Consider the following 11,341-nt stretch of genomic DNA (forward strand, 5'->3'; position numbering starts at 1 on the left):
AAGTACGCAGGTCAGTAGGGTGGCGGGATGGAAGAGACGAAGCCCGCGCCCACTGACCTGCGCGGCGACTGCGATAGCTGTTTCGGGCTGTGCTGTGTGGCGCTGCCCTTCGCGCGCTCGGCGGACTTCGCCTTCGACAAGCCCGCCGGCACCCCCTGCCGCAACCTCCTCGCGGACCACACCTGCTCCATCCACGACCAGCTGCGGCAGCGGGGCTTCAACGGCTGCACGGTGTACGACTGCCTCGGCGCCGGCCAGAAGGTCTCCCAGGTCGTCTTCGAGGGCCGCGACGGGGGCCGCCGTATGCACGAAGTCTTCCCGGTCGTACGGCAGTTGCACGAACTCCTGGCCTACCTCACCGAGGCCCTCGCGCTGCCCGCCGCGCGTCCCGCGCACGCCGGGCTGCGCGAGGCGCTGTCCCGGACGGACGCGCTGACCCGGGGGACGCCGGACGAACTGCTCGCGCTGGACGTCGCCGCTCACCGGCAGTCCGTGGCCCGACTGCTGGCCGAGGCGAGCGAGTTGGCGCGGGCCGGGGTGCCGGGGAAGAAGAAGCGGCGGCGGGGCGCCGACCTCATGGGGGCCCGGCTGAGGGGCGCCGATCTGCGCGGAGCCGATCTGCGGGGCGCCTACCTGATCGCCGCCGACCTCACCGGCGCGGATCTGCGGGGTGCGGACCTGATCGGGGCGGATCTGCGGGACGCCGACCTCAGCGACGCGGACCTGCGCGGGGCGCTGTTCCTGCTCCAGCCGCAGGTCGACGCGGCGCGGGGGAGCGCGGGGACGCGGCTGCCGGGGTCAGTCGGCAGGCCGGTGCACTGGACAGCCGGGGGGTGAGGCGGGGGCGGGGTCCGGAGCGGCGGTGCCTGTGGGGGTGGTGCCTGTGGGGCAAGGGTCCGAGAGGTCGGGGTGCGCGGGGCCGGTGTTCGTGGGTTCTACGGGGGGCGCGGTCGCTGTGCGGTCCTCAACGGCCTTGCCGGGGGCGGGTGTTCGGCGTTCGAGGCCCAGGCGCAGGCCCTCCGGCATCAGCGTCAGGCGTTCCGTCACCTGGAGCCGGTACGCGGGGTCGGCCCTCAACTCGTAGCGGCGCAGCAGGAGTCCGAGGACGAGTGTCGCCTCGTGCAGCGCGAACTGCCGGCCGATGCAGGCGCGGGCGCCCGTACCCCACGGCTTGAAGGTGTGCGCGGGCCGCGCGCGGACCTGTGCCGCGTCGAAGCGGTCCGGGTCGAACCGCTCGGCGTCCGGGCCCCACGCCTCGGGGTCGCGGTGCAGCAGCGAGATCAGGACCAGCACCCAGGCGCCGCGCCGCATCGGGTGCTCCCCGGCGAGCACGGTGTCCTCCAGCGCCTCCCGCGAGAACGCGGGCGCCGTCGGCCACAGCCGCAGCGTCTCGTCCAACACCCGCCGTACGTACCGGAGTTTGGCGACCTGCTCGTACCCCGGCAGCTCTCTGTCGCCCCACACCCGGTCCACCTCCGCGCGGGCGCGGGCGGCGACCTCGGGGTGCAGGGAGAGGTAGTGCAGGGCGAAGGAGAGCGCCCCCGACGTCGTCTCGTGCCCGGCGACCAGGAAGGTGATCACCTGTCGGCGCACGTTCTCGGCGGACAGCCGCTCGCCCGTCTCCGGGTGGGCCGTCTCCAGCATCCGGTCGAGCAGGTCGCCGTCCCCGCCGCCGCTCGCCTTCCGGGCGCGCACGAGGTCGTCGACGGTGTCGTTGAGGAACGCGATGTCGGCCTCGTTGCGTTTGGCCGCGCGCCTCAACAGGGCGGGAAACGGCAGGCCGTTGAGGCGCTGCGCGTAGCTGAGCGTGCCGACCATCGCGGTGACGAAGGGGTGCGGGCGGGTCCGTTCGAAGGAGCCGAAGTCGTGGCCGAAGCCGGTGCGGGAGATCGTCTCCAGGGTCAGCTTCGTCATGTCCCCGGGGACGTCCACGGTGGTCCCGTCCGCCGCCGCACGGTCCCAGCCCGCGGTGAGGCGGGCCGCCACCTCCAGCATCATCGGGTGGTACGCGGCCATCGCCTCCCGGCTGAACCCGGGTGCCAGCACGTCATGCGCGAGCTGCCAGTTGGGCTCGTGGTTGTGCGCCGTGAACAGGCCGTCCCCGGCGATCGGGCGGAGGTTCGCGATGCCGAGGCCGACATGCTTGGCGAACCGCGACTCGTCCGCGAGGTCGGCCGCCAGCCGTGCGCCGCCGACGAACACGAACTCCTTGCCGAACGCCTTGCGGCGGAAGATCGGGCCGAGTTCGGTGCCGAAGCGCAGCGTGTCCTGGAGGGGGGTGCTGCGGTTCACGCCGCGTACGTCGCCGAGCAGCGGCAGGCGGCCTTTCGGGTGCGGTATCCGGTGCAGTTCGGGCCAGCCCTGCGCGGCGTCGCGGAAGCCCTTGGGCAGGCCGGTGCCGGTGCCTGTCGTCGTCCCCGTCATGACGCGATCTCCCTTGATCCTGCGGCACGTTGAGCGTGTTGTACGTGGGTTCAATAGCGCGTTTCAGTCTGATCCGCCTACTGAACCGGCGTCAAGTAAAGTGCGCGTATGACCGCCGAACAGGGGGAGCGCGTCCGGCGCCGGCTCAGTGCCGAGGAGCGTCGCGAGCAGTTGTTGTCGGTCGGCGCCCAGCTGTTCTCCGAGAGCCCGTACGACGAGGTGTGGATCGAGCAGGTCGCCGAGATCGCCGGGGTCTCGCGCGGGCTGCTCTACCACTACTTCCCGACGAAACGGGACTTCTTCGCGGCGGTCGTCGAGCGCGAGAGCGTGCGGATGCTGCGGCTGACGGCCGCGGTCCCCGGAGTGCCGGCCCGTGAACAGCTCTCCGCCGGGCTCGACGTCTTCCTCGGCTACGTCGAGTCCCACGCGCACAGCTTCCGTGCCTTCCACCGCGCCGACGCGGCCGGTGACCAGGCAGTGCGGCGCGTCTATCAGCGGGCGCTCGCCGCGCAGGAGCGGCAGATCCTCGCCGCGCTCGCCGCCGACCCCGAGTTCGGGCCGCTCTTCGGGGAACGCCCCGAGGTGCGGCTCGCGGTGCGGGGGTGGCTCGCGTTCATGACGTCCGTGTCCCTGGAGTGGCTGCGCGGGGGTGAGTTGTCGCGGGCGCAGGTGCGGGATCTGTGTGCGCGGGCGTTGTTGGGGGTGCTGGTGTGAGCTGTGCTGCTGGGTGAAGCGGTGTGGGGTGGGTGGTTGGCGTGGACCGGTGGTTGGCGTGCGCCCCGATCTTCGGTAAGTTAGGTGAGGCTTACCTAAGGAGGTCTTTGGATGGGTGACAACCCGAGCTGGACTGCCGCGCCTTCCGCGGCTGAGCGCGCCCGGTCGATCCTCGCGACCGCCTGGTCCTGCGGGGTCACCGCGGACGGCGGACGCGAGGAGTTCATCGGCGCCCACACCGTCACCGACGACGGCCGTGTACTGCTCTCCGTCCCCGACGACAGCGCCCTCGTCACCGCCGCGATCTGCGCGCCGCGCGGCGAGCCCTCCTCGGTCCTGGAGTTCGCCGACGTCGCCCCCGTCCCCGTCCGGGGCCGCATCCGCTCCCGCCTCTGGCTCGCCGGCTGGTTCACCCCCGAGGACGGGGTCCTCGGCTTCCACGCCACGCGCATCGTACTCAAGCAGCCCACGGGCGCGGTCGTGGTGGACCGCGACGAGTTCGCCACCGCCACGCCGGACCCCCTCGCCGGCGCCGAGGCCCAACTCCTCACGCACCTCGCGGACTCCCACCCCGACGCGGTCGAACGCCTCACGCGGCTCGTCGGCCGGGACAGCCTCCACGGCGCCGTCCGCGTCCACCCTCTCGCCGTGGACCGGCACGGGCTGACGCTGCGCATCGAGCGGGCCCGTACGCATGGCGATGTGCGGCTCGCGTTCCATGCTCCGGCCGACGATGTGTCCCAACTGACCGAGCGGATGCATGCGTTGCTGATGCAGGCGAGCGCGGCGTCCTGCGGGCGGGCGTTGCAGAGGCAGAGGGAGGAGGGGTGAGGGCGCTTTGCGGCGGGGGCGGCTGAGGGGGAGGGGGCGTGGTGCCGGTGCCGGTGCCGGTTCCTGTGTCGAGGAGCGGGGGCGATGTGAGTTGCTGAGGAGAGCGGGGCTCGTGGTGGCGGTTGCTGATGAGCGCGCGGTTCGTGGTGCCGGTTGTCGAGGGGACGTGGGGTTCGTGGTGGCGGCTGCTCAGGGGCGCGGGGTTCGTCGTGCCGGTTGAGTGGTCCGGGGGCCTCGGGCGGGCGGGGTGGGTCAGAGGGGCAGTGCGCAGACCGGCGTCGGTGAGGCGTACGGTGCGCCGGTCGGGGTGAGGGTGCCGGTCGTCGGGTTCACGTGGAAGACGGTGACCGCGTCGGAGCGCTGGTTCGAGGCGAACAGCAGGGTGCCGTCGGGGGAGAGGGAGACGTGGCGGGGGAAGTCGCCGCCCACCTCGACCGTGTCCAGCAGGCGCAGCCTCGCGCCGTCCGCCTCCACGCCGTACCTGGCCAGCGTGTTGTCACCCCGGTTCGCGAGATACACGTACGCCCCGTCCGGCGTCACCACAGGCTGGGACGGGTAGGTGGGCCGCGTCTTCGATCCCGTCGACTGCGGCTCCCCGATCGTCAGGCGCCCCGACTCCGCGTCGTACGCGCACACGGCGATGGTGTCGTCCAACTCGTTGGCCAGGTACGCGTACCGGCCCCCGGGGTGGAACACCAGATGCCGGGGGCCCGCTCCCGAACGGGTCTGCGCGCGGGAGACCTCGGTGAGCTTCCCCGCAGTGGCGTCGAGCCGGTACGTGTAGACCGTGTCGGTGCCCAGATCCACCGCCAGCACATGCCGTCCGTCCGGCGTGGTCACGATCTGATGCGCGTGCGGCCCTTGCTGACCGGGCCCCGGCGCGGGCGAGTCGTGCGTCACGGACTGGGTGCGTTCCCCCAGCTCACCACCGCTCCCGATCGGGTGCACGGCCACGCTCCCCGACCCGTAATCCGCGCTCAGCAGCCACTTCCCACTGGGATGCACCGACAGATGACAGGGGTGCCGCCCCCCTGTCCCCCGACTCCCCAACACCTGCCCGTCCGCGATCCGCACGGCGGTCACCGCGCCCCGCTCCTGCTCGTTCACCGCGTACAGGGTCCGCCCGTCCGGATGCACGGCCAGGAACGAGGGGTCCGGCACCCCGGTCACCGTCCTGCCGGACGCGATCTCCCCGGTCACCGGGTGATACGACGCGAACCGAATCCCCTCCCCGCCACCCTCCTGGGACGTATAGGTACCGACGTAAAGAGGCCGAGGCCCATCACCCACAGAACTGGGCGCCCCACTCGGAACGGCCCCCACCCCGGCCCCACCCACCCCAGACCCACCTGCTGCTCCGGACCCACCCGCCCCGGAATCCCTCGCCGCGCTCTCCGCCACAGCCTCCCGCCCCTCACCGGCACACCCCACAACCCCGCCTCCGACCACAGCCCCCAACACCCCGGCGAACCGCCGCCTGCTCCACCCGCCACCCATCCCGCACCTCACATCCTCGCCACCACTGCCGTCAGCCACCATGACCCGCCGAACCCCGAGGACGCAAAACGGAAGCCCCAGCAAGGACCGTTTCCCGCCGCCCGTTTCCCGCTGCCCGCTGCCCGCTGCCCGCCGCGCGCTGCCTGCTGCCTGTTTCTTGCCGCCCTCCGCGCGTGCCCGTTTCCTGCCGCCTGCCGCCTGCCGCCTGCCGCGCGTTGCCCGTGCCTACCGCTCGCTGCCCGTGCCTGCTGCCCGCCGCCCGCATGGCACCCGGGCCCGTCGCCCGCCGTGAGCTGCCTGCGCTAGCCGCCCCCGCCTGTCGTCGGCCACCAGTGGCGCCCTCCCCTCAGCCGCTCCCCGCTCCGGCGCTGGCCCTCACCACTCCCCGTCCTCCACCACCTTCCCCCGCGCATCCTTCAACGGCGTCACCTGCCCCGCCCCCGGCTCCTGCCACGCTTCCAGGTCGTCGCCGATCCAGTCGCCCACCGGCTTCACCCCGCCCAGTGTTCCGGTCGGTGTCAGGTCCTCCGCGGTCTCGTCGTAGTAGTCGAACCACGGCAACCCGGCCTGCGTGTATGCCGCGCGGTCGACCGGGGACGGCGGGGGAGCCTCGCCGGTGATGCGCTGCCATTCCGGGGGAGTGACGAGGTGGACGAAGAGGCGGGCCGCCGGGGTGGGGGACCAGTCCGTGAGGGGGCGGTCGTCGCGGTAGACCTCCTGCCGCATGGAACCGCCGACACCGAGCCCCATCGCCGCACCCGCACGAGGCGCGGCGGCCATCGCGCGCATCGGACTCGCGGCGGGGCCCTCCGCGAGGAAACCGGTCGGTCCGAGCCGCTTCGTGTGCCGGCGCTGCGCCTCGCGCCAGACCCGGAGCCGCTCCTCGGTCAGCGTGAACGACTGGAGCTGGACCCCGCCCCAGGTCTCCTCGCCGGTGACCTGCCCCTCGACCGTCGCCCCGAGCCCCAGCGGAACGGCGACGAACTGGCGGACGGTGCCCTTCCCGGAATTGATGCCGTCGAGCCAGGGCTGGCGGGGAAGGACCACGTAGTTCTGGGGGTCCCGGGAGAGGCGGTCGCTCCACGGCTCGCCCGAGACCGCGCACACCTTCCCCGCCCCGACCTGGAGCGCGGCCGGTTCCTTCGTCCCCGTGAAGTTCAGCCACATCGCCTCGCGCAGGTACATCGGCAGCATCACCCCGCCCCGGGCGAGCCAGTGCGCGGGCGCCGTGTCGGGATAGTCGGCGATCCGCCGCACCGGAAAGTCCCCGAGCCCCGGAGGCAGCGGATGCGTCCCCGTCTCCGGCAGCCGCAGCGTCCGCATGAACTGCACGGCCACCCCACCGGGCATCCGCACGACATCCCCGTCGATCCGAACCGTCGCCTCCGCCATGACCCCGCTCCTTCCGCCGTCTCCTGCCCGAGCCGTCCCCAGTTGCCCGTTGAACGCCCGGCCCTCCCCACCCAGTTCCCCACCCTCACTCGATCACCCGTTCGGGTCAACCCTCGCCTGAACTCCGCCCTGAACTCCGCCCCGCCCCCACCTCGAACGCTTCCGCCCCACCCCCGAACACCCCGCATTCCAGCTACCCCCACCCCACAACGGTGGCCAGCGGGATGTCCCCCCGCCCCCGTACCGAGCCACGCTGTGATCATGATCCGCACGCACTTAACAACCCCCGCAACCGCCGCCACCCTCCTCACCCTCACCCTCGCCCTCACCGCAACCCCCGCCACCGCGACGCCCGCCCCTACCCCCGCTCCGGTCCTCACCGCCCTGAACCACTCCGCCCACCCCCTCCGCACCCCCGAACCCGGCGGCGACACCCGAGACCTCCGCCCCCTCGACCAGGCCATCGGCGATGCCGAGGTCGTCGGCCTGGGCGAAGCCACCCACGGCTCGCACGACTTCTTCGCCCTCAAAGCCCGAGTCTTCCGCCACCTCGTCGAGGAACAGGGCTTCCGCACCTTCGCCCTGGAAACCCCCTGGAGCACCGGCCGCCGCCTGGACGCGTACGTCGTTCACGGCAAGGGCACCCCGGAGCAGATCTTCAAGGAGGAGTTCCAGCGCGACTACCGCTGGTGGAACAACACCGACTACCTGGCCCTGGTCAAGTGGATGCGGACGTACAACATCCACCACCCCCACGACCCCGTACGCTTCCTCGGCGACGACATCGCCTGGACGGGCCCCGAGGTGTACGACGAGGTCGAGCGGTACGTCGCCGAACACCGCCCGGAGCTGAGCGCGAGGCTCGCCGAGCTGTACGCGGGCCTGCGCCCGACCCGGCAGACGGGCGCATACATCGAGGAGTACCTCGCCACCCCGTACGAGGTCCGCGAGGAGCGCGCGGAACGGACCGCCCAGGCGCTGAAGCTGATCAAGGAGAAACCGTCCGGCGCCGGATACGCGATGGCCGTCCAGAACGCCACGGCCATCGACCGCACGGCGGGCCAGTACGCGTTCGAGTTCGAGCGGGGCCGACCGCAGATCGCGGCCGGGATGCGCTACCGCGACGAGGCGATGGCCGCGAACGTCGCCTGGTGGGCCGCGCACACCGGAACCAAGGTCCTCCTGTCGGCGCACGACGATCACATCGGGTACGTACCGGTGGACCCGGACAGCTACCCGAAGATGCAGGGCGCGTTCCTGAGGGACCGCCTCGGGGACGGCTACGTCAGCGTCGGCGTGACGTTCGGACACGGCTCGTTCATGGCCACGGACGCCGCCGAGACGGCCGTCAGGCGGTGGACGGTCGGCCCGCCGGAGCCCGGCAGCAACGAGGCCACCCTCGACCGCGTCCGGTACCGGAACTACGTCCTGGACCTGCGCACCGTACGCGCGCCCGCGCGGGAGTGGCTCCGCACGGCACGCCCCACGCGCAGGATCGGCACGGCCTACCCGGGCGAGGGCCCCTCGGACGTCGCCCTCGCCCGCGCGCACGACGTGCTGATCCACCTCCACCGCGTGACGGCGGCCCGCCTGCGCGCGCAGTGAGTCAGACGGCGAGCTTGTCGAGGAACCCCGCCAGCAGCCCCGTCGTACGGGCGACCTGCTCCTCCACCGTCAGGCTCTCCTCGAAGCGGCTGCCCGAGTCGGGGACCTTGCGGCCCCGGACGTACAGCGAACAGGCGAGGTCCGTGCACATGTAGACGCCGACGGAGTTGCCCTCGCGGCCCGCCGCGCCGGCCTTGCGCGCGGTCATCAGGGAGACGCCGCCGCCCCGGTGGGTCGTGAGGCACAGGGAGCACATGCTGCGGTGCAGGAAGCCGCGCTGGGACGACGGGAAGCGCAGGGTCACGCCGACGAGGCGGCCCCCGTGTTCGGCGACCAGGTAGCTGCGGTCGGGCGCCCCGGGGTCGCGCCAGCCGAGGAAGTCGAGGTCGTCCCAGGGGCGTACGTCCAGGTCGCGCGGGATCGCGAGCCGCTTGGCCTCACCTTTTGAACAGTTCACGAAGGAGCTGCGGATCTCGTTCTCGGTGAGCGCGCGCACGGTTAGCCTCCAGGGAGTTCGAATCTCGAACCTAGTGGTCCTAGGTTCGGGGCTAGAGTAAGCAGCTGTCGTCAGGAGGTTCCAGTGGATTTCGCGTCCCCGCGCGTGCGTGCCGCCATCGCCCATGTCTCCACCCGCGCGTACGGGCCCGCCATTCCGCCAAACCTGCGGATCACCCTGAATTTCCACCCCGACCGCACGACACGCGGGGAACCGATTCTGCGGGCCCTCTCCCGGGACGGCGCGTACCACTCCCAGTTCGTCACCGGCTCCAGCAACGGCGGCCTCACCGCGCACCCCGGGGGCGACCGCTGGCGCTGGGAGAGCCGGATCTTCGGCGGCGCCTACGACGACGCCACCCCGCACGAACGGCCCGTCTACGGCGCGCTCGACTTCCGCCGCCAGGTCGTCGGCGCGGCCCCGCGCTTCGGCTCCTCCCACTTCCGCCTCACCGCCGACACGCTCGCCCGCGCGACGTTCTGCTATCCCGACAGCGCCGCCGAGCCAACCGATTTCGGCGTCGCCGCGTCCTCCTCATTGATCGCCCTCGCCGAAGCCGACGAACAGGACGCGCTCAACGACTACATCGAGACCCAGGTGCACGGCGGAGTCGACCTCGCGCGGGACGTCGAGGCGGTCGTCCTGGACGCCTGCTACCGGGGTACGCAGGTGGAGGACGACGCCCGTCTCCTCCCGTGCCCCGTCGAATGGCACCCCGGCTACCGCCTCACCGTCGCGGAACTCCACGCCCACGCGGACTACCGGGGCGCCGAGTACACCGCCCTGGGCGAGGAGATCGCGGCCGACGGCCACATCACCCCACGGGTGATCGGCGACGCCGCCCGCACCGGCCGGTACGAACTCCAGGACCTCAAGATGATCTGGCACACCCTGGCCCGCTTCGGGGCACCGGAGGGGGCGGGAACGGCACGAGCGCAAACGCCGACGGACGAAGCGGAACCGGCGCGCGCGGCGACTCCCGGCGCCTGAGACGGCGCACCTCCTGCCCGGGCCCTGCTCGCTCGACCTCGGTGCCTCGACCCCGGCGCCCCGATTCCGCACGCCCGAGACCCAGCCCAGCCCCCTCCTACAGCCCAGCCCCTCCTAAGCCCCCGCCCCTTCCTAGACCCCCCTCCCCTCCGGCGGCCACACCCCCACCGTCAGTACCCCCTCCGCATACGCCCGAGCCACCAGCTCCGTACGGTTCGCCGCCCCCCACCGCGCCGACAGCCGCCGCAGGTGGTAGCTCACCCCGTCCGGTGTCAGCCCTGTCTCCCGCGCCGCGCGTGCGGTGGTCGCGCCTCCGGCGAGCAGCGCGAGGATGCGGGCCTCGACGGGGGTCACGGCGTCGGAGGGGGCCGGGCGCGCGGGCGTCTCCTCGGTGAGGACCCGCAGCATGACCAGCAGCGCCGGGGTCATGCCGACGCCGTCGCTGACGGGGTCGGCGGTGAGTTCGCCGTGCCGGACCCGGCCGCCGGGCGTGTCCCACCGGACGGAGACCTGGTAGCGGGAGCGGTGCCGCAGCCGCAGCGCCTGGGCGATGCGTTCGACCTGTTCCGCCTCGACGGGCCGGAACAGGTCGAGTACGTCCAGCCCCTTCAGCCGCCCAGGCGGGGACCCGCACTCGGCGGCCATCGCCGGATTCGCGAGCAGCACGGCGCCGTACACGTCGCACACGGCGACCGGGACGGACACCCGGTCGAACAGGGTGAGCGCGCGGTTGCGCCAGACGACGGCCTCGTCGGCGCCGGGTTCTCGCATGTGACCGCCCCTATCGGCCGGCGTGGACGGGGTGGACGGCCTGCCACGCGAGCCGGGTGTCGGCGGCCTCGCCGATGCGGGTCAGACTCTCGTCCAGGGTGAGGAAGACCTCCCAGACCGGGCGCCCGGACGCGCGGGAGAGTTCGGCGACGACGAGGTCCTCCAGGTCGGTGACGCGCTTGTTCTTCCAGATCTTGTCGGCGAGGCTCACGAGGAGGTCCTCGGCGTCGGCCTCGGGGGACTGCCAGGACGCGTGCGTGCCCGCGAACCGGGCGAGCGGGGCGGGCACTCGACGCGCCAGCAGCAACTCCCGCCCAGCCTCCTCGTGTCGGGCCCCGGGCCCGGACAGCTCGGCGGGGTGCAGGGCCTTGCCGATGTCGTGCGTCGCGGCCCCGAACAGCACCGCCTCCCGGTCCACGGCGAGCCCGAACCCGGCGACGGCGTCGAGGAGTTGGGCCGCGACGTCGTGCACCAGCCGCAGATGGGCGACCAGCCGCGGCGGCGCCGACACGGCCGTCAGCAGCTCGACGGCCCGCGCGGGCAGCGGACGCAGCGGCGGATCGGTGGTCTCGTCGAGCGCGATCACGGAGACAGACATCCGATCAGCCTAGCCGTGAGCCC

The 11,341-nt window shown here is 72.7% G+C and carries 11 protein-coding genes; 5 read left to right on the forward strand and 6 right to left on the reverse strand.

Translation table 11 applies throughout. The features are described from left to right. Positions 1 to 27 precede the first annotated feature (27 nt). Positions 28 to 837 carry a pentapeptide repeat-containing protein gene (locus PV682_RS13940; RefSeq protein ID WP_319729279.1) on the forward strand — a complete coding sequence of 270 codons (810 nt, stop codon included), beginning with the start codon at positions 28 to 30 and terminating at the stop codon, positions 835 to 837. On the opposite strand, the gene PV682_RS13945 is transcribed toward PV682_RS13940, so the two are convergent. Then, entirely contained in the window at positions 799 to 2,424 is a 1,626-nt protein-coding gene (locus tag PV682_RS13945; RefSeq protein WP_319729281.1) for a cytochrome P450, read from the reverse strand. The two genes, PV682_RS13940 and PV682_RS13945, sit on opposite strands and share 39 nt — an antisense overlap. A gap of 108 nt (positions 2,425 to 2,532) precedes the next feature. On the opposite strand from PV682_RS13945, the gene PV682_RS13950 reads away from it, so the two are divergent. Further along, on the forward strand, positions 2,533 to 3,138 hold the full coding sequence (locus tag PV682_RS13950; RefSeq protein ID WP_319729283.1) for a TetR/AcrR family transcriptional regulator: 606 nt from the start codon (positions 2,533 to 2,535) through the stop codon (positions 3,136 to 3,138). A 111-nt stretch (positions 3,139 to 3,249) separates the two neighbouring features. Beyond that, positions 3,250 to 3,969 carry a DUF2470 domain-containing protein gene (locus PV682_RS13955; RefSeq protein ID WP_319729285.1) on the forward strand — a complete coding sequence of 240 codons (720 nt, stop codon included), beginning with the start codon at positions 3,250 to 3,252 and terminating at the stop codon, positions 3,967 to 3,969. Between the two features lie 252 nt (positions 3,970 to 4,221). On the opposite strand, the gene PV682_RS13960 is transcribed toward PV682_RS13955, so the two are convergent. Next, positions 4,222 to 5,508: a lactonase family protein gene (locus PV682_RS13960; RefSeq protein WP_407705663.1), complete on the reverse strand. Its 1,287-nt coding sequence runs from the start codon at positions 5,506 to 5,508 to the stop codon at positions 4,222 to 4,224. Between the two features lie 333 nt (positions 5,509 to 5,841). Next, on the reverse strand, positions 5,842 to 6,858 hold the full coding sequence (locus PV682_RS13965) for a hypothetical protein (RefSeq protein WP_319729289.1): 1,017 nt from the start codon (positions 6,856 to 6,858) through the stop codon (positions 5,842 to 5,844). A 261-nt stretch (positions 6,859 to 7,119) separates the two neighbouring features. On the opposite strand from PV682_RS13965, the gene PV682_RS13970 reads away from it, so the two are divergent. Then, a complete protein-coding gene (locus PV682_RS13970) occupies positions 7,120 to 8,463 on the forward strand; it encodes an erythromycin esterase family protein (protein WP_319729291.1) in 1,344 nt (447 codons plus the stop codon). A 1-nt stretch (position 8,464) separates the two neighbouring features. On the opposite strand, the gene PV682_RS13975 is transcribed toward PV682_RS13970, so the two are convergent. Further along, positions 8,465 to 8,959 (reverse strand): FBP domain-containing protein, encoded by a 495-nt coding sequence (locus tag PV682_RS13975; RefSeq protein ID WP_319729293.1) that lies wholly within the window; start codon positions 8,957 to 8,959, stop codon positions 8,465 to 8,467. A gap of 84 nt (positions 8,960 to 9,043) precedes the next feature. Here PV682_RS13975 and PV682_RS13980 point away from each other — a divergent pair, with 84 nt between their 5' ends. Continuing rightward, the gene (locus PV682_RS13980) at positions 9,044 to 9,949 is read left to right on the forward strand and encodes a DUF3626 domain-containing protein (RefSeq protein WP_319729295.1); all 906 of its coding nucleotides are present in this window, start codon (positions 9,044 to 9,046) and stop codon (positions 9,947 to 9,949) included. Between the two features lie 132 nt (positions 9,950 to 10,081). Here PV682_RS13980 and PV682_RS13985 read toward each other — a convergent pair whose 3' ends face one another. Both PV682_RS13985 and PV682_RS13990 read right to left on the reverse strand, forming a co-directional pair. Beyond that, entirely contained in the window at positions 10,082 to 10,720 is a 639-nt protein-coding gene (locus PV682_RS13985) for a PAS domain-containing protein (protein WP_319729297.1), read from the reverse strand. Positions 10,721 to 10,730: 10 nt separating this feature from the next. Then, entirely contained in the window at positions 10,731 to 11,318 is a 588-nt protein-coding gene (locus tag PV682_RS13990; RefSeq protein ID WP_319729300.1) for an HD domain-containing protein, read from the reverse strand. Positions 11,319 to 11,341: the final 23 nt, after the last annotated feature.

This window comes from Streptomyces niveiscabiei, from assembly GCF_033794345.1.
Classification (GTDB): domain Bacteria; phylum Actinomycetota; class Actinomycetes; order Streptomycetales; family Streptomycetaceae; genus Streptomyces; species Streptomyces niveiscabiei.